This window comes from Streptomyces actinomycinicus (genome assembly GCF_016741775.1).
Taxonomy (GTDB): domain Bacteria; phylum Actinomycetota; class Actinomycetes; order Streptomycetales; family Streptomycetaceae; genus Streptomyces; species Streptomyces actinomycinicus.
Window position 1 is genome coordinate 88,539 of the sequence record NZ_JAERRK010000002.1, and the last position, 18,364, is coordinate 106,902.

The 18,364-nt window shown below is 70.3% G+C and carries 17 protein-coding genes; 8 read left to right on the forward strand and 9 right to left on the reverse strand.

Features of this window, described 5'->3' with window-relative positions; all coding sequences use genetic code 11:
- The first annotated feature begins 13 nt into the window (after window positions 1–13).
- The 4 genes from JK359_RS38770 to JK359_RS40335 are packed head-to-tail and all read left to right on the forward strand — an operon-like array spanning window position 14 to window position 6,352.
- Entirely contained in the window at window positions 14–643 is a 630-nt protein-coding gene (locus JK359_RS38770; protein ID WP_236677302.1) for a hypothetical protein, read from the forward strand.
- On the forward strand, window positions 640–1,230 hold the full coding sequence (locus JK359_RS04435; RefSeq protein WP_307787958.1) for a hypothetical protein: 591 nt from the start codon (window positions 640–642) through the stop codon (window positions 1,228–1,230). Before JK359_RS38770 ends, JK359_RS04435 begins: the two co-directional genes overlap by 4 nt.
- Window positions 1,230–5,924, forward strand: a complete 4,695-nt coding sequence (locus JK359_RS04440) for a putative T7SS-secreted protein (RefSeq protein WP_201831827.1) — start codon at window positions 1,230–1,232, stop codon at window positions 5,922–5,924. The genes JK359_RS04435 and JK359_RS04440 overlap by 1 nt, the downstream gene beginning before the upstream one ends.
- Before the next feature lie 29 nt (window positions 5,925–5,953).
- Window positions 5,954–6,352 carry an Imm50 family immunity protein gene (locus JK359_RS40335; RefSeq protein WP_201831829.1) on the forward strand — a complete coding sequence of 133 codons (399 nt, stop codon included), beginning with the start codon at window positions 5,954–5,956 and terminating at the stop codon, window positions 6,350–6,352.
- Window positions 6,353–6,403: 51 nt separating this feature from the next.
- Here JK359_RS40335 and JK359_RS04450 read toward each other — a convergent pair whose 3' ends face one another.
- Window positions 6,404–7,312 carry a hypothetical protein gene (locus tag JK359_RS04450; RefSeq protein ID WP_201831831.1) on the reverse strand — a complete coding sequence of 303 codons (909 nt, stop codon included), beginning with the start codon at window positions 7,310–7,312 and terminating at the stop codon, window positions 6,404–6,406.
- A gap of 32 nt (window positions 7,313–7,344) precedes the next feature.
- Window positions 7,345–7,755 carry an ATP-binding protein gene (locus tag JK359_RS04455; RefSeq protein WP_201831833.1) on the reverse strand — a complete coding sequence of 137 codons (411 nt, stop codon included), beginning with the start codon at window positions 7,753–7,755 and terminating at the stop codon, window positions 7,345–7,347.
- A gap of 206 nt (window positions 7,756–7,961) precedes the next feature.
- Here JK359_RS04455 and JK359_RS04460 point away from each other — a divergent pair, with 206 nt between their 5' ends.
- Window positions 7,962–8,813: a helix-turn-helix domain-containing protein gene (locus tag JK359_RS04460; RefSeq protein ID WP_201831834.1), complete on the forward strand. Its 852-nt coding sequence runs from the start codon at window positions 7,962–7,964 to the stop codon at window positions 8,811–8,813.
- Between the two features lie 2 nt (window positions 8,814–8,815).
- Window positions 8,816–9,007 (forward strand): DUF397 domain-containing protein, encoded by a 192-nt coding sequence (locus JK359_RS04465; protein WP_201831835.1) that lies wholly within the window; start codon window positions 8,816–8,818, stop codon window positions 9,005–9,007.
- Between the two features lie 14 nt (window positions 9,008–9,021).
- On the opposite strand, the gene JK359_RS04470 is transcribed toward JK359_RS04465, so the two are convergent.
- Window positions 9,022–9,690: an HAD family hydrolase gene (locus tag JK359_RS04470; protein WP_201831836.1), complete on the reverse strand. Its 669-nt coding sequence runs from the start codon at window positions 9,688–9,690 to the stop codon at window positions 9,022–9,024.
- Between the two features lie 205 nt (window positions 9,691–9,895).
- A complete protein-coding gene (locus JK359_RS04475) occupies window positions 9,896–10,558 on the reverse strand; it encodes a hypothetical protein (RefSeq protein WP_201831838.1) in 663 nt (220 codons plus the stop codon).
- Between the two features lie 416 nt (window positions 10,559–10,974).
- Here JK359_RS04475 and JK359_RS04480 point away from each other — a divergent pair, with 416 nt between their 5' ends.
- Entirely contained in the window at window positions 10,975–12,318 is a 1,344-nt protein-coding gene (locus JK359_RS04480; protein ID WP_201831839.1) for a M14 family metallopeptidase, read from the forward strand.
- Between the two features lie 3 nt (window positions 12,319–12,321).
- Here JK359_RS04480 and JK359_RS04485 read toward each other — a convergent pair whose 3' ends face one another.
- The 5 genes from JK359_RS04485 to JK359_RS04505 form a co-directional block, all read right to left on the reverse strand.
- Window positions 12,322–12,954 (reverse strand): hypothetical protein, encoded by a 633-nt coding sequence (locus JK359_RS04485; protein ID WP_307787960.1) that lies wholly within the window; start codon window positions 12,952–12,954, stop codon window positions 12,322–12,324.
- A 37-nt stretch (window positions 12,955–12,991) separates the two neighbouring features.
- Window positions 12,992–14,500 (reverse strand): GntP family permease, encoded by a 1,509-nt coding sequence (locus JK359_RS04490; RefSeq protein WP_201831840.1) that lies wholly within the window; start codon window positions 14,498–14,500, stop codon window positions 12,992–12,994.
- 108 nt (window positions 14,501–14,608) lie between these two features.
- Window positions 14,609–15,019 carry a RidA family protein gene (locus tag JK359_RS04495; protein WP_201831841.1) on the reverse strand — a complete coding sequence of 137 codons (411 nt, stop codon included), beginning with the start codon at window positions 15,017–15,019 and terminating at the stop codon, window positions 14,609–14,611.
- Entirely contained in the window at window positions 15,016–15,777 is a 762-nt protein-coding gene (locus JK359_RS04500) for an IclR family transcriptional regulator (protein WP_201831842.1), read from the reverse strand. The genes JK359_RS04495 and JK359_RS04500 overlap by 4 nt, the downstream gene beginning before the upstream one ends.
- On the reverse strand, window positions 15,774–16,868 hold the full coding sequence (locus JK359_RS04505; RefSeq protein ID WP_236677356.1) for a sugar kinase: 1,095 nt from the start codon (window positions 16,866–16,868) through the stop codon (window positions 15,774–15,776). The genes JK359_RS04500 and JK359_RS04505 overlap by 4 nt, the downstream gene beginning before the upstream one ends.
- A gap of 200 nt (window positions 16,869–17,068) precedes the next feature.
- Here JK359_RS04505 and JK359_RS04510 point away from each other — a divergent pair, with 200 nt between their 5' ends.
- The gene (locus tag JK359_RS04510; protein WP_201831845.1) at window positions 17,069–18,364 is read left to right on the forward strand and encodes an alanine racemase; all 1,296 of its coding nucleotides are present in this window, start codon (window positions 17,069–17,071) and stop codon (window positions 18,362–18,364) included.

Consider the following 18,364-nt stretch of genomic DNA (forward strand, 5'->3'; position numbering starts at 1 on the left):
GATGATCCCGGGCATGGCTGAACACGCGGAAGGCGCCGGCTCGACGGAGGGCACCCGCAGGTCACGGCTGTACGACTATGCGGACGTGACCGGGGGCGTGGAGGCGGGGGCCACGGATCCGGGGACCACGGAGACGGAGACCGCGGATCCGGGGACCACGCCGGACGGGAAGACCACGTCGGATTCGGCGACCACGTCCGTTCCGGCGACCACACCGAATTCGGCGACCACGGCTTCGGAGGCATCCGGCATGCCCGCCGCCGAGGGCGCGCGCAGGCACCGTGAGTTCGCCGTGCTGCTGGGCGAGTTCCGGCGGACGCCGGTGCTCGTGCCGGTGGACCGGGAAGAAGCCCCCCTGACGGCCGACTTCGGCGGCGTCCGCTGGATCTACGCCTTCTCCGACGAGGGGGCGCTGGCGCGCTTCGCGTCGGCGCGGGGGGAGGGCGACCGCGAGTGGGCGTACCAGCGGTGGCTGGGAGCGCGTCTGCTGGATGCCGCGGTGCCGGCCGTGGGGGTGCCGTGCGGGGTGGCGCTGGACTGCGCGGACGGGGCGGACGGCGGTGTGCTGTTTCCGCCGGTACGGGGAGTCGTGCCCGACGAGGTGGCGGTGGACGTCGACAGCGGGGCGGGGGCTGAGAAGTGACGGACGGCGGTGGCAAGGACCTGGCGACGCAGGGTCTCGGTCTGATCGCGAAGGGCCTGACCGCGGCGCTGGGCGAGCTGAAGGAGCTGGGCGGGTTCGGGACGTCCGGTGCAGGGCGCGGCTTCGGCGAGATCTCGCTGTCCGGCCTGGAACTGGGGCACGAGGGCCTGACGGAGGAGTTCAAGTCGTTCTGCGAGCGCTGGGAGTGGGGCGTGCGGTCGCTGGTCAACGAGGGCAACGGATTCGCGCTGAAGACGGGTCTGGCGGCGGGCACGTACTACGAGACGGACCAGTACGTCGAGGGCACCTTGAAGGTGGCCGAGAACGCGGCCGTCGGAAATCCGTACGCCTCCGAGGAGGAGGTGCAGAAGATGGGCTACGGCGAGATCGCCGGTTCCGGCGGTGACGTGGATTACAGCAAGGAGTCCTTCGACGAGGCGTGGGCCAACAGCAAGCAGGGCTGGAAGACGGCTGCGGACGATGTGATGACCTCGCACACCATCGGACCGGTGCCGGGCGTGGGCCTGGGCGATCTGCGTGAGGCGGTCGGTGACGCGGACGGCTCCGAGCCGGGCGGTGAGCGCTGATGGGCATCGGCGACATCACCAACTCCTTGCTCGGTGGCGGCGAGAAGCTCCTCGACGGCGGCAAGAAGCTCCTCGGTGAGGGCGTCGACTACACCACCGACAAGATCGGTGACGGCTTGGACTACGTCGGGGCGCACAAGGCGGCCGACGTGGTGGAGGACTGGGGTGACGGCGTCGCCTCCGACCTGGGCGCGACCCCCGGCGAGCAGCAGCTCGACGAGACGGAGGAGGCCGACGAACTCGTCCATGGCAGCCCGGCGAAGATCCGCGAGAGCGCCAAGCACCTGCGGGACTTCCACAGCGCGTTCGACAAGGTCGGCCAGGGGCTGAAGAAGGTCGACTCCTCCGGCTGGAAGGGTGAGGGCGGCGGCGCCTTCCGCAAGAAGTTCGGCGTGCACCCCACGAAGTGGACGCAGGCGGCCGAGGCCTGTGAGACCGCGGCCGGGGCGCTGGAGGCGTACGCGGACACCGTGAAGTGGGCGCAGGGCCAGGCCGAGGAGGCCGTGGCGCTCTACAAGAAGGGCGTGAAGGCGGGCGAGGACGCAGCTGACGACTACCGGACCAAGGCCGAGACCTACAACGCCAAAGTCCGCGCGGGCGAGGACCCGGGGCCCAAGCCGCACCAGGACCTCGACGCGGGCAGGGCCGACATCAAGGCCGCCGTGCACAAGCTGGCCGAGGCCCGTAAGCAGCGCAACACGGCCGCCTCCGAGGCGCAGGGCAAGGTGAAGGCGGCCCTGGCCCACGCCCCTGCCGAGCCTCCGCCCCTGGAGCGCCTCGAGGGCAACCTGAAGGACGGCGCCCTGTCCACCGGCATCGAACTCACCCACTTCGGCGGGGGCGTCGTCAAGGGCACGGCGGGCCTGGTCAACTTCGTCCGCGGCCTGAACCCCACCGACCCCTACAACATCACCCACCCGTCCGCGTACATGCAGAACGTCAGCATGACGCTCTCCGGCCTGGTCTCCACCGCGGCCCACCCCGAACGCACCGCGAAGACCATGTGGGACGAGTTCCGCAAGGACCCCTCCGAGTTCGGCGGCAGGATGCTCCCCGAACTCTTCGGGACCAAGGGCCTCGGCACGGAGATGGGGCTGGCACGCAAGGCCGCCGAGACGGGACTCGCCCGACGGGCGGCGGAGACGGCGGCGGGACGGGAGGCACGAGCCGGGGCCGAGGGGGCGGCCGGGAGGACGGGGCGGGGCCACCTGGACGAGGATCCCGTACAGCCCACGCGGGACGGTGACTCCGTACACAGCGGCGGTACCGACCCGATCGACCTCGCCAGCGGCAGGATGTACCTGCCACAGACGGACGTCACGCTCCCCGGAACCCTGCCGCTGCTCCTGACCAGGCGAGTCGAGTCCGGCTACGACCTCGGCCGCTGGTTCGGCCCCTCCTGGTCCTCCACGCTGGACCAGCGCCTGGAGATCGACGCGGAGGGAGTCGTCCACGTCACGGAGGACGGTCTCCTCCTCTCGTACCCCCACCCGGCCCCCGGCCTGCTCACCCTGCCGCACCACGGCCCCCGCCGGCTCTTGGACCGGGTGGACGACGGCTACACGATCACGGACCCGCGGACCCACCGCACCTGGCACTTCGCCGACCGGGGCCCCGGCCTGGCGGTCCTGGAACAGATCGACGACCGCAACGGCAACTGGATCACCTTCGAGTACGACGCCGGGGGTACCCCCCTGGGTGTCTTCACGAGTGCCGGCCAGGGCGTCCGCATCACGACGGGGTCGGGCCGCGTGACGGCGTACCACCTGGCGACGACCGGCGAGGAGCTGAAGCGCTTCGGCTACACGGACGGCAACCTCACGGAGGTCACCGACTCCTCCGGCCTGCCGCTCGGCTTCACGTACGACGAGGCCGGCCGGGTCACGTCCTGGACGGACACGAACGACCGCAGCTACACGTACGAGTACGACGACCGGGACCGCTGCATCGCGGAGGGCGGCTCGGCGGGCCACATGGCGCTGCGGCTGACGTACGGGGAGCCGGACCCCGAGACGGGCCTGCGGACGACGACGGCGACGACCGCCGAGGGACACACCCGCCGTTACCTGGTCAACGACACCTGGCAGGTGGTGGCGGAGACCGACCCGCTGGGCGCGACGACCCGCTACCACCGGGACCGCCACAACCGCCTGCTCTCCACGACGGACGCGCTGGGGCACACGACGACGTTCGAGTACGACGACGCAGGCAACCTGACGTCGGTCACCCGCCCGGACGGCCGCGGAACCAGGGCGGAGTACAACGACCTGGGCCTGCCGGTGAAGGTGGTGCACGCCGACGGCACGGTGACCCGCCAGACGTACGACGAGCGCGGCAACCGCACCTCGGTGACGGACGCGGCGGGCCGGACCACGTTCTTCACCTCCACGGACGCCGGTCACCTGACATCGGTGACGGACCCGCTGGGCAACACGACGACCATCGTGTGCGACCGCGCGGGCCTCCCGGTGGTGGTGACGGACCCGCTGGGCGCGACCACGCGGTTCTCACGGAACGCCCTGGGCCTGCCGACCACGATCACGGACCCCACCGGCGCCACGACCCGCCTGGACTGGTCGATCGAAGGTCGGCTGACCGGCCGCACGGCCCCCGACGGCACCACGGAGAGGTGGACGTACGACGGCGAGGGCAACTGCACGAGCCACACGAATGCGCTCGGCGGTGTCTCGTACTTCGAGTACACCCACTTCGACCTGCTGACGGCACGCACGGGCCCGGACGGCGTCCGCTACGAGTTCGAGCACGACTCGGAACTACGCCTGACGAAGGTCACGAACCCGCAGGGCCTGACGTGGACGTACGAGTACGACGCGGCCGGGCGCCTGGTGACGGAGACGGACTTCGACGACCGCGCGCTGGAGTACGAGTACGACGCGGCGGGCCGCCTGCTCTCACGGCGGAACGCGCTCGGCGAGGTGACGTCCTTCGAGCGAAATGAATTCGGCCAAGTCCTCCGCAAGGACACGGCAGGCCGAATCACCACATACACCTACGACCTGACCGACCAACTGGCCCAGGCGTCCGGCCCCGACGGCACGACGCTGACGCTCCTGCGGGACCGCTACGGCCGCCTGCACTCGGAGACGGTCGACGGCCGCACGGTGACGTACACGTACGACCCCTTGGGCCGCCGGACGGGCCGCACCACCCCGGCCGGGGCCGAGACGACGTGGTCGTACGACGCGGCGGGCCGCCGCACGGGCATGGTGGCGTCGGGTCGCCCGATCGACTTCACGTACGACGACGCGGGCCGCGAGGTGACCCGCCGCATCGGCGTCGGTGTGGCTCTTGAGCACACCTTCGACGCGCTGGGCCGCTTGACGAGCCAGTCGGTGACCGGCGTGGGGGGCCACCAGGTCCAGCACCGGGCGTACACGTACCGGGCCGACGGCAACCTGACCGGCATCGAGGACCACCTGTCCGGCTCCCGCCGCTTCGACCTGGACGCGGCGGGCAGGGTCACGGCGGTGCACGCGGCCGGCTGGACGGAGCGGTACGCCTATGACGAGGCCGGCAACCAGACCGAGGCCTCCTGGCCGACGGACCACCCGGGCGCAGAGGCGACGGGCCCCCGCTCCTACGCGGGCACGCGCATCACCCGAGCCGGCAACGTCCGCTACGGACACGACGCCCTCGGCCGCATCACCCTGCGCCAGAAGACCCGCCTGTCGCGGAAGCCGGACACGTGGCGCTACGAGTGGGACGCCGAGGACCGCCTGACCTCGGTCGTCACCCCGGACGGCACGCGCTGGCGCTACACCTACGACCCCCTGGGCCGCCGCACGGCGAAACTCCGCTTGGCCGAGGACGGCGAAACGGTGCTGGAGCGGGTGACCTTCACGTGGGACGGCACGACCCTCTGCGAACAGACGACAACGTCCGCGGACCTCCCCCACCCGGTCACCCTCACCTGGGACCACCAGGGCCTGCGCCCGCTCTCCCAGACGGAACGCATCACCGCGACGGAAGCCCCCCAGCAGGAGATCGACTCCCGCTTCTTCGCCATCGTCACCGACCTGGTCGGCACCCCGAGCGAACTGATCGACGAACAGGGCGACATCGCCTGGCGCACCCGCAGCACCCTCTGGGGAACAACGGCGTGGACGGCAAACAGCACCACCTACACCCCCCTACGCTTCCCAGGCCAGTACTACGACCCGGAAACGGGGCTGCACTACAACTACTTCCGCCATTACGACCCGGAAACGGCGCGGTACCTGACTCCCGATCCACTCGGACTCGTACCGGCACCCAACCCGGACACGTACGTTCACAATCCACATGGGTGGAGTGACCCCCTCGGTCTTGCACCTGTTGATGGGTGCACCGAAAACCCCACACACATGCGTTCGAGTAGTCGCAATGCCGCCTTCCGGGAAGCCAAGCGAGACTTGGATATTCCAATGGCTCAGCACCCGGACGAGATCCGCACTGTTCCGATGACGGATCGAACAGGTCAACAAGTCATGGATGCATCACACAACCCAGTAATGACGCGCGAATACGTGTACACACGGCGCGATGGAAGCAGGGTCATCATCCAAGACCATGCGTACGGGCACTACTACGGCGAGGGTGGAGTTGGCGACCAAGGGCCACACTTCAACGTCCGGCCATGGGAAAACCCCCGAACTGGTAAAGTCCCGGGCACTGCACAGCACTACGAGTACTAGCCCTAGACAGGACAGGAGGCCGACACGAGATGCCGTGGACGTCACTGGTACGCAACCCTGAGGGGCTTGAGGCCGTCTATCAGGGGGACCCCCCCGACCTTTCAGGCGTCCGCGTACACGAAGTGGCCCTACACGAGGATGGGCCGACTCTGAGAATTCGCCTGGACTTGCCTCGCTACCCAGACCAGCCTCCTCGTAAATGGGCTGTCCAAGGCTTCAACACAGTACAAGTCGAGATCTCAATGGGCAATCTTCATGCCATCACGTTGGAAGGGTTCACCACCTCCACGACCGCGAACGTTTCTCTTACTGCAAAGGATGGCGTCACTCTTGGTCTCACGTCATCCGGAACTCACATCAAAGCGACAGCGGATTTTGTCTTCATTTCAGGGCTGTCGGCATATGTCAACGAAGTAGGAGAACCCTAGGTCCTCCTTCCGTTCCGGTGACCGCCGCTCAGGGCAGCCACCGGTACGCTCTCAGTCCTCGGTGAACAGTCCCGCGGCATCCGTGGCGTGGACGGCCTTCTGGGCCCACGCCTCCAGTTGGTCGAGATCCGTGCAGGCCTCGACTCGCTCGCGGGCCGCGTCGGTGACCGGGATTCCGCGCCATTCGAGGATGCGGAGGGTCATCTCCTGGCGGTCCTGGATGCGCCCCTGTTCCACACCTTCCTCCAGGCCCTCCTCCCTCCCCTCCTCGCGTACCTGTTCGGCGAGTGGGTGGCGCCAGAAGTACTGGATTGCCGTCATCAGGTCCCTCCACATCTGCTTCGCCTGGGGGTCGGCCAGGCAGGAGTCGACGAACTGCACGAAGACCGCGGCGTTGTCGGGGTCGATGGTCCGCAGGGCGGCTGCCAGGGATTCCAGTATGGCCGGAGCCTGGGGCCCACGCCCGTGTGTCATCGCCGAGAGCACCGCAAGAGGTACGTCCCGCTCGGCCTGCCGCACGTCTGCGATCACCGGCACGTTGTCCGGACCGATCACCAACGGCCGCACCGTCAGCGAATGCCATTCACGGAAGCCGAAGCGGATCGGCCGTGCCGCCCACTTCGCCGTGGCGCTGTTCTGCGTGATGACGATGAGCACCGGCTCACACCGGTACTTCTCGTACAGGTACGACAGGTAGTAGGGCCAGCTGCCCCGCTTCCGCTCGTCCGCCTTCCCCTGCGACTCGACCACCAAGAGGTACGTGCCCTCGTTCGTCTCCGCCCGCAGCAGCGTGTCCACCCTGCGCTCGACCGGTTCGATCTCGGTGAGGTCCACGTTCAGCGCGGCGATCTCCGTTGGCTCGGGGAACGGCACGCGCAGTACCCGCTGTAACGCCTTCGTCAGCAGCGCCGGATCCTTCTGGAAGATCCGGTGCAGTGCTTCGTGCGAAGAGCCGACCATCAGTTCGCCTTTCGTACGACGTGATCAACGAGCTAGGCCGCGGCAAGTTCGCACCACACGTACTTCCCCCGGTCCCCGAACCTCGCCGACGGCTGCCACCCCCAGTGGTCCGCGCACGCCACGACCAGCCCCAGCCCCCGGCCGTCCTCCGATTCCGTGACCTGGGCCGGCGGCCGGGGTGGCTCGGGTGGTGCCGGGTCCGTGTCCCACGCTCCGATCCACACCACCCCGTCCCCGGTACGGCGAACCCTGAGCGCGGCCGGCCCCTTGGTGTGCCGTACGGCATTGGAGACCAGCTCCGTCGCGAGCAGCTCCGCGGTGTCCACCAGGCCGATCAGCCCGTGCATCGTCAGGATCAGGCGCAGAGTCCGGCGACATACCGTCACGGCTCTGAGGTCGTTGGGGATGTAGAGCGTGTAGTCCCAGGGTTCGGCGGAGGACATGCGTCATCAACTCCGGTGAGAGAGAGGGATTTTGCACGTGGTGGCATTGCCGCAGCCGGCATGGCAGGACGGCGCGGTGCACTTCCGTTGCGTGTGCGGTACGTCACCGACAGTAGGGCCACATTTTGGGACGCCGCAAGCGGCTGCCGTAATCTACCCCTCGAACGAGGCACTGGTTCAGTGCGGTTGAGCAGAAGGAGGCAGGTATGCCGCGCAGGCAGCAGCCCACTGCACGGCAGGAGCGCCTGGGTGCCGAACTGCGGAAGCTGCGTGAAGCAGCGGGGCTGAAGGGGCGCGAGGCAGCTGCACTGCTCGGGACGGACTCGGCCCAGATGAGCCAGATCGAGGCCGGCACGGCTGGGGTGAGCGAGGAGCGGGTTCGGCGGCTCGCAGCCCAGTACTCCTGCACGGACGATGCGTTGGTCGACGCCCTCATCGCCATGGCGACCGACAGGACGCGCGGCTGGTGGGAGGAGTACCGGGGCCGGTTGCCGACGCCGTTCATGGATCTGCCCGAACTCGAGCACCACGCCTGCTACCGCTGGGACGTGGAGTTCCTGCACGTCCCGGGTCTGCTGCAAACCGCGGAATACGCCCGGTCCCTCTTCGCCTACGTCAACCCGGAGTACCCCGAGAGCGACATCGAGCGCTGGGTGGAGCACCGGATCAAGCGCAGGGTCATCATCGAGCGTGCTGAACCGGTGCCGTACCAAGCGGTGATCCACGAAGCGGCGTTGCGGATCAGGGTCGGTGACCGGCTCGCCGCACGGGCACAGCTCGCCCGGATCCTGGAAGTCTCGGAGGCCGACCACGTCACCGTGCGTGTCGTCCCCTTCGATCTGGACGAGTTCGGTGGGGCTGGTGCCGCCATGGTGTACGCGGGCGGCCCGCTACCCAGGCTGGACACCGTCGTCCGAGACGGGCCGAGCGGACCCGTTTTCATCGATGCCGAGGCTCAGCTCACGCGTTACCGAACGCTCTTTCGTAGGGTGGAGGCGGCCTCACTCGACCCCGGCCGGTCGCGTGACCTCATCCACAGGCTGGCGAAGGAGCTGTGAGCATGCTGACCCCGCACACCTGGCAGAAGTCGTCCTTCTCCGGAGGGGGCCAGGGAGACGCGTGCGTCGAAGTCGCCGACCTCGACACCCACATAGCCGTCCGTGACTCCAAGGCCCCGGCGCGGGCCGCCCTCACCTTCCCGGCCGCCTCCTTCGCCCGCTTCGTCGAAGCCCTCAAGGAAGCGGACCGGTAAGGCCGGTCGCGTGTTCAGGCCGCGGTGTCCCCCCGGGCGCCCGATGCGAAGGCCAGGATGTGCGGCACCGCATCCCGCAGGCTCCCGAAGTGGCGGTGCACACCCTCCACCGCCGCCTCGGAGTTCACGCCCCACACCGTCATCCCGGCCCGGAGCCCGGACCGCACGCCGGACGGGGCGTCCTCGATGACCAGGCAGTCCTGTGGCTCGGCGCCGAGCAGTGCGGCAGCCCGCAGGTAGGGGACGGGAGAGGGCTTGCCCTCCGCCACGGCCGCCGCGTCCACGACGAGGTCCGGCATCGGCAGGCCCGTCCGCCGGAAGCGGCCCCGTACCCGGTGCTCATAGTTCGAGGTCACCAGCGCCCAGGAGCCGCGCGGCAGCGCGTGCAGCAGCTCCGCCGCGCCGTCGAAGGCCGTATAGACACCGGACCGTACGTCCTCGTCCTCCAGCTCGTGCAGCGCCGTCAGGCACTCGTGCGGATCGTGGTCCGCGGCGACCTGCGCGAACGTCTCCGTCGGCCGCGTCAGCAGGGCCACCCGGTAGACCTCGTCCGCGTCCAGCCCGTATCGGTTCGCCCACGCTCGCCACACCTGGCGCTGGTTGCTCACCGCGTCCATCAACGTGCCGTCGACATCGAAGAGGACGTACCTCGGGCGGGTCGAGGGCGTGATTCCACCAGTCATGCGGTGATCATGTCAGGTGTGGTGATCAGGGCAGGTGCCCCGCGGATGCGCGGGTGACCCGTGCCGAATCCATGCGTGACGCGTGCCGGACCCGTGCGTGACGCGTGCCGGACCCATGCGTGACGCGTGCGTGACGCGTGCCGGACGCGTACCGGACGAGAGCCGGAGGGGCGTCACGTCGGACGAGCCGTCGCCCCAGCCGCGGCTACGGCGCGTACACCTGCTGCAGGCTGTGGATCGCGCCGTCGTCGCCCGTCCCGTACTTGAACACCAGGCCGGCGTCGGGGTGGGCCTTGAGCCAGTCGATCAGTTCCTGGACGCCGATGCGCTGGTTCTTGCTGCTGCTGGTGATGGGGTTGGTGGCGGTGACGTACGCGGCCTGGTCGAGGGCCCAGCGGCTGTCCTCGCCGTCGGTCAGGAACGGCCTGCCGTCGGTCTCCTTGTCGGGGCAGCCCCACGCCCCGTGCTGGATGACGAGGTTCACCTTGCCCGTGCTGGCGGGAAGTTCCTCGACGCGGTTGACGACGATCTCGTCGGGGTCGGCGTGGTCCGGGTCCGGCGCCTTCGTGGCGCAGTCGGCGGCCGGGGTGGCGGCCGGCCCGGTCGTCTTGGACGCGGGCTTCGCCGTCGACGTGCCGGCCCCGCCCGTGCCGGCGCCACCCGTGCCCGGCGCCGCCGTGGTGCCCGCGCTCGCCGTGGACCCTCCCTTGCCGCCCGAGGAGCCGGGCGTCGAGCCGGACTTGGCGGCGGCGGTGGGCGTGGCCCCGGTGCCGCTGGCGGTGTCGTCGCCCTGGCACGCGGTGAGTGTCGCGGCCAAGGCGACGGCCGCGCAGGCGATGACGGCAGGTCTGAGGCGATCGGCATTCATGTGGGTCGTCCCCCCTGGTCGAGTGCGGCCCGGGCGACCGCATCGGTCCGGACCGTAGCAACGCCCTGCCGGGACCGCACTACTGGAACATGCCTCGTCACCGACTCCGGACACTACCGTCACGGGGCACGGATCATGTGACGCGGTGACGCGGTGACGCGGTGACCGGGTAACACGGGTGCCGGGTAACACGCTTGCCGGGTGGCGCGGTGGCGGTGCGGAGAGCGGAGGGTTCCCGGACGGCGAACGGATCGCGCCATCGGCCCCCCTCAGGGTTGACCCGGCCATGCCAACGGCTCACCATGACGCCAACCCCGCACAGCGGGCCCACAGGGAGCCCCACGAAGCGGCCCCGGCGGGTCCGCACCCGCACGTCGCACTGGAACACCCCCACCTCCACCCCACAAGGAGCGTTCATGCGACTTCGCATCCGCGGCTCCAGCGCGCGCGGCAACAGACGTACCGCCGCCCTCGGCGCGCTGCTGGCCCTCGCCCTCGCCGCCCCCGTCTCGGCCACCGTCGGGCAGGCCAGCGCCGACAGTGCCCGGAAGGTCACACCCTCCGGGGACGACGTCCGGCAGTACGAGATACACCAGAGCACCACTCCCGTGACCCGTACGGCCATCCAGGCGGCCGGGGTCACCGTCGACGAGGCGGACGAGGAGACCGTCGTCGTGTCCGGGCGGGCCGATCAGATCCGGAAGCTGCGGCGGCTCGGGTACGACGTCCAGCAGCTGGGATCCGCTCCGCAGCGGTCCGGGACGCGGCTCTACGACTTCCCCAGCTCCGACGCGAAATATCACAACTACGCCGAGATGAACGCCGAGATCGACCAGCGGCTCGCCGCCTACCCGGGCATCATGAGCAAGCGGGTGATCGGGAAGTCGTACCAGGGGCGGGACATCGTCGCCATCAAGGTCAGCGACAACGTCGGCACCGACGAGGGCGAGCCCGAGGTGCTGTTCACGGCTCATCAGCACGCACGGGAGCACCTGACCGTGGAGATGGCGCTGTACCTGCTGCGGGAACTCGGTGCCGGGTACGGGTCGGACTCCCGGATCACCAACCTCGTCAACAGCCGGGAGATATGGATCGTCCCGGATCTGAACCCGGACGGCGGCGAGTACGACATCGCCAGCGGGTCGTACCGGTCGTGGCGGAAGAACCGGCAGCCCAACTCCGGTTCCTCGTACGTCGGTACGGACCTCAACCGGAACTGGGACTACAAGTGGGGCTGCTGCGGCGGATCCTCGGGCAGCAAGTCGTCCGAGACGTACCGCGGTGCCTCCCCCGAGTCCGCGCCCGAGGTGAAGGTCGTCTCCGACTTCGTGCGCAGCCGGGTCGTCGGCGGCAAGCAGCAGATCAAGGCGGGCATCGACTTCCACACCTACAGCGAGCTGGTGCTGTGGCCGTTCGGGTGGACGTACGACGACACCGCGACCGGCATGACGGCCGACGACGCCGCCGCCTTCAAGGCGGTGGGGCAGAAGATGGCCGCCAGCAACGGGTACACCCCGGAGCAGTCCAGCGACCTGTACATCACGGACGGGTCGATCGACGACTACCTCTGGGGTGTGCACAAGATCTTCGACTACACCTTCGAGATGTACCCGACGTCCGCCTGGAACGGCGGGTTCTACCCGCCCGACGAAGTCATCGAGCGGGAGACCTCCCGTAACAAGGATGCCGTGTTGCAGCTGCTGGAGAACGCGGACTGCATGTACCGGTCGATCGGCAAGGCCGCCCAGTACTGCAGTTGACGGCTACTCCTTCGTGGCCGCTGCGGCCTCGGCCGCAGCGGGCACCCCGGCCCCGCCGGCCTCCTCGGCCTCCGTGGCGTCCTCGAAGTAGGCGTCGAGCACCGCGTCGAGCTGCTCGTCCCACTCCTTGAAGCGCGCCCTGGCCGCCGCCTCGATCTCGATCGGGAACCAGCGGCGGTCAGGGGTGTGCACGGTGACCGTGTACCGCTTGCCGAAGCGGGGCGTCTCCGTCTCGACCGCGGCGATCTCGTCCCAGCGGAACTCGCAGGCCTCCTCGTCCAGCCTGAGGCGGACGCCCTTGCGGTCGGCGACTATCCGCGCCCGGCGGTCGGACGCCTCGAAGACCGGGCCGTCGGCCGGCTCTTCGGAGTCGTCGTCGCCCGCCGGCACCGCGGAGGCCGCCGCCGGGTCCTCGGGCTGCGGCTCGTCGGCCGTCGTCCCCGGAGCCGGCTCGTCCTCGGCCTTCGGCTCCTGCGACCCCTTCGGCTCCTTCGTCACCGGTGCCGCCTGTGCCGCCGGTGCCGGAACCGTGATTCCGGGGATGACGGCCGGGTCGAACCCGGCGCCCGCGACGGGGTCGGCCTTCAACGGCTCGGCCTTGGACGGCTTGCTGCTCGATCCTATGCGCTGCTCCACGGCCGCAGTATGGACGACTTCCCTGTGCCGGAACCAGTCAGCTCACGAACACGCTGACCACACCGGCCACGGCGAACCCGGCGACGGACAGCACCGACTCCAGGACCGTCCAGGTACGCAGCGTGTCGCGTTCGCTGATGCCGAAGTACTTGGCGACCATCCAGAAGCCGCCGTCGTTGACGTGCGAGGCGAAGATGGAGCCCGCCGAGACGGCCATGATGACGAGGGCGACGTAGGGCTGGGAGTGGTCGCCATCGGCGAGCAGCGGGGCGACGATGCCCGCCGTCGTCACGATCGCCACCGTCGCCGAGCCCTGGGCCACCCGCAGTACCAGCGAGATCAGGTACGACAGCACGATCACCGGCAGTCCCACGCCGTCGAAGGTGTCCGACAGGGCCTGGGCCACACCGCTGGCCTTCAGCACGGCACCGAAGATCCCGCCCGCGCCGACGACCAGCAGGATGTTGCCGACCGGCTTGAGGGAGGCGGTCGAGACCCTCTCCAGGGACTTGCGGGACCAGCCGCGGCGGATGCCGAGGAGGTAATAGGCGAGGAGCAGGGCGAGGGTGAGGGCGACGAAGGGGTTGCCGGAGAACTCCAGCACCGAGCGGCCGGGGGAAGGGTCCAGGGCGATCGAGGAGAAGGTCGCGGCCAGGATCAGGACCAGGGGCGTACCGATGATGGTGAGGACCGTGGCGAGCGGCACCGGGCTCTCCGGGGGTGCCAGGCCCTGCGCGCGCTGCTCCGCCACCACGGCCCGCTTCGCCTCCTCGGCCGCCTCGGCCATGTCCTGCGGTACGGCGACGAAGATCCGCTTGCCGACCCGGGCGGAGAACGCCCAGGCGGCCAGGACGGCCGGGACGCCGCAGACGACGCCCATGAGGATGACCCACCCGAGCTGGACGTGCAGCAGTCCGGCGGCGGCGACCGGGCCGGGGTGCGGCGGCAGGAAGGCGTGGGTCATGGACAGGCCCGCGAGGAGCGGCAGGCAGTAGAGGAGGATCGATTTTCCGCCGCGCTTGGCCGCCGCGTAGACGATCGGGGCCAGGACGAAGATGCCGACGTCGAAGAAGACCGGGATGCCGAAGACGAGGCCGGTCAGGCCCATGGCGAGCGGGGCGCGGCGCTCGCCGAAGAGGCCGAGCAGACGGGAGGCCAGGACCTCCGCCCCGCCGCTGACTTCGAGGATCGCGCCGAGCATGGTGCCGAGGCCGATGATGATCGCGACATGGCCGAGGATGCCGCCCATGCCGGACTCGACGGTGGAGACGGCGTCGGAGCGCTGGACGGTGCCGAAGAGTTCGGTCACCGAGAGGCCGGCCAGCAGGCCGACGGTTATGGAGACGGCGAGGAGCGCGACGAACGGCTGGAGCCTGACCTTGATGATCAGGAAGAGGAGGAGGGCGATGCCGAGGGCGGCGACCGTGAGGAGTCCGGGGGTTCCGTCGAGGAGGAGGAGCAGGCCGCCGGTGTGGGGCGGGGCGGCGGGCGCGGTTGGGGTTGCGGTTGCGGATGCGGCGAGCGGTTGTGCCAGCGGGTAGGACATTCGGGGGTCCTCTGCGTAAATGCATGCTGCTTTCGGGCAAGGGGAATCGCGGCACGGCACCCGGGGTGGGTGCCGTGCCGTGCGGGAGGTACGGGGGGCGGTGTGGCGTCAGCCGAGTACGGCGAGCGCGTCGATCTCGATCAGGAGGCCGGCCGGCAGACCGACGTAGACCGTCGTGCGGGCGGCGGGCGGCTGGGTGAGGCCCTGCTCGTCGAAGTACGCGTTGTAGATCGCGTTCATCTCGGCGAAGTGGTCCACGTCGGTGAGGTAGACGCGGATCATCATCACGTCGTCCCAGCTCGCGCCGCCCTCTTCGAGGATCGCCTTGACGTTGGCGAGGGTCTGGAGGGTCTGTTCCCGCAGAGAGGGGCCGGCGGGTGTGGGCGGCTTGCCCTCCTCGGCGGGCAGGAAGCCGACCTGGCCGGCGACCTGGAGGATGTTGCCCTTCTTCACGCCGTGCGAGAACCGCGCGGGCGGGGTGGTGTGGGTCTTCGGGGTGAGCGCGGTCTTGTCCGTCATGCGGGGTCCCTTACTGGTGTTCTGCCGGAGTACTCGCCGCTGATGGCGTCCGCCGTACGGCGCACCAGCGGCAACAGGGTGAGGAGTTCCTCGGCGGTGACGACCACGTTCGGCGCGGAGACCGACATCGCGGCGACCACCCGGCCGTCGGCGCCGCGGACGGGGGCCGCGACGCAGTTGATGGACTCCTCGTGGCCGCCGAGGTCGGTGGCCCAGCCCTGTTCGCGCACCGTGGCCAGTTCCTTGAGGAAGGCCTCGGCGTTCGGGGTCGAACGGGGCGTGTACGCGGGGTAGTCGAGCCGCTCGGCGAGGGCGCGGCGCTCGGGGACGGGCAGGTCGGCGAGGAGCAGTTTGGCCACGGCGGCGACCGTGATGGCCACCGGTTTGCCGATCCGGGAGTACATGCGGACCGGGTAGCGGCTCTCGACCTTGTCGATGTACAGCACCTCGTTCTCCTCGTACACGGCGAGGTGGACGGTGTGGCCGCAGTTCTCGTTGAGCCGTACGAGGTGGGGGTGGGCGATCTCGCGGATGTCCAGGTTCTCCATCGCCTCCTGCGCGAGGGCGAAGAGGCGGGCGCCGAGCCGGTAGCGCTGGTCGGACTGGCGGTAGACCAGGCCGTGTTCGTGCAGGGTACGCAGCAGGCGGAGGGCGGTGGACTTGTGCACGCCGAGGCGGTCGGCGACCTGGCCGAGGTCGGCGGGGCCCTCGGCGAGCAGCGGCAGGATGCTCAGGGCGCGGTCGACGGTCTGACTCATGGGGTGATTGCCTCCTCCTGGGCCTGCTCGGCTCGGGTCCAGCCGGGGCCGAGTCGAAGTCTCTCCCATGCGTCGGCGTCCAGGGCGGCGAGGCGGTCGGCGTGGCCGCGGGCGGGGGGTGCGGTGAGGTCGCCGGGCGCGGTGAGGGTGGCCGCGGCCAGGAGGTGGCCGTGCCGGAGCCGGGTCCGCAGGGGGAGGCCGCGGAGGGTGGCGGAGAGGAACCCGGCGGCGAAGGCGTCCCCGGCGCCGACGGTCGCCACGACGTCGACGGCGAGGGCCGGTTCGAAGGTGCCGCGTGCCACGTCGGAGCCGAAGGTGCCGGATGCCACGTCGGGACCGAAGGAGCCGGATGCCGCGTCAGGACCGAAGGTGCCGGGTGCCGCGTCGGGGTCCAAGGTGCCGGGTGCCGCGGTGCGTTCGAATGCCGTCGCTCCCCGGGGCCCCTGCTTGACCACCAGCACCCCCGGTTCCGGGAGGGCCTCGCGGACGGCGCGCGGGCCGCCGGTCACGCCCCAGGCCTCCTCCGCCTCGTCCTCGCCCACGAAGACCAGGTCCGCTCTGCGGGCCAGGTCCAGCAGGAGCAGAGGAGCCTCAGGGGTCCGCCAGAGTCCCGGGCGGTGGTTCACGTCGAAGGAGAGCAGGGGGCGGCCGGGGCCGGGTGCCGTCAGTTCCCGGAGGAGGTCCAGGCAGCCCGGCGAGAGGGCCGCCGTGATGCCGGACAGGTGCAGGATCCGGGCCGTCCGGGCCGCCGCCGGGTCCACGTTCCGCGGGCTCATCGCCGACGCCGCCGAGCCCGCGCGGTAGTACGCCACCTCGTGCGCGCCGGTGGCCCGGTCCTCGGCCGTGCGGAAGTAGACGCCGGTCGGGCGCTCGGGGTCGCGCCGGACGGACGACACGTCGACGCCGTACCCGGCGATCCGCTCCAGCAGGTGGTCCCCGAAGCCGTCCGCGCCGACCCGGCTGATCCAGCGCGCGGTGTGTCCGAACGCGGCCAGCATGCAGGCCACGTTGGACTCGGCGCCGCCGATGGCGCGGTGGAAGGAGGGGACGTCGGCGAGGCGTCCGGGAGCGGTGGGGAGGAACGTGACCATGGACTCGCCGAGCGTCGCCACGTCCACGAGGTTCCCCGGGCGCGCGACGGCCGAGTCGTAAGCAGCGTCGTCGATGATGACTCCTGTCGATATCCGGGGCAACGGCTCCGTTGACCCGGTGTTCGGCGAGATGCTAGACACCAGTAAGCACTGTATGCAACGACCGTTGCACATAGCGCAACGGCAGAGAGAGGGGCTCCATGAGCACCGATGCGCAGGCCCGCCTGGCCGCGGAACGTCTCGCCGGCCTGGCCGGGGAACGTGTCGACCACCGCTTCAAGGGCCTGCCGCCGGACGCCGACGGCCTGACCGTCCGCGAGCTGGCCGCCCAGCGCCGCAACCTCTTCCGGGACGGCGACGGCTTCACCACCCCGGTCCTCGCCCTGTCCGCCGAGCGCCTGGAGCACAACCTCGCGCTGATGGAGACCTACACCTCCCGGCACGGCCTGGCCTTCGCCCCGCACGGCAAGACCTCCATGGCCCCCCAGCTGTTCCACCGCCAGATCGAGCACGGCGCCTGGGGTATCACGCTCGCGGTGCCACACCAGGTGCGGGTCGCCAGGGCGTTCGGCATCCGGCGCGTCTTCCTCGCCAACGAGCTGGTGGACGCCCCCGCCCTGCGCTGGATCGCCGGCGAACTGGCCGCCGACCCGGAGTTCCGCTTCGTCTGCTACGTCGACTCCGTGCGGGGCGTCGAGCTGATGGACGCGGCCCTGCGCGGTGCCGGCCGCCCGGTGGACGTGGTCGTGGAACTGGGCGCGGGCGAGGGTGCCCGGACCGGTGTCCGCACGTGGGCGGACGCCCTGGCGGTCGCCGACGCCGTGGCGGGCACGCACACGCTGCGGCTCGTCGGCGTGGCCGGGTACGAGGCCCAGGTCCCGGGTGCCTCCCCGGCGCTGGTGCGCGGCTGGCTGGAGCGGCTGGTCGCGCTCGCCGTGGAGCTCGACGAGGCGGGCCTGTTCGCGGACGCCGCGCAGATCGTGGTCAGCGCCGGCGGCAGCGAGTGGTTCGACGCGGTGGCCGACGTCTTCGCCGAGGTACCCGAACTCTCCGCCCCGGTCCTGAAGCTGCTCCGCTCCGGTGCCTACGTCTCGCACGACGACGTGCACTACCGCAGGCTGACCCCGTTCAACCGGGTGCCCGAGGAGGGCGCGCTGGAGCCCGCGTTCCGGTTGTGGGCCCAGGTTGTGTCCCGGCCGTCCCCGGCGGAGGCGTTCGTCAACGCGGGCAAGCGCGATGCCGCCTACGACCTCGACCACCCGGTGGCGCACGTGGTACGCCGGAACGGCACCGAGCACCCCGCCACCGGCATCGAGGTGACCGCCCTGTCCGACCAGCACCTGTGGCTGCGCACCGGGCCCGGCGCGCACCTGGAGGTCGGGGACTGGATCGGCTTCGGCCTGTCCCACCCGTGCACGTCCTTCGACAAGTGGCAGCTGATCCCGGTGGCCGAGGCCGACGGGACGGTCGTCGACTACATCCGCACGTTCTTCTAG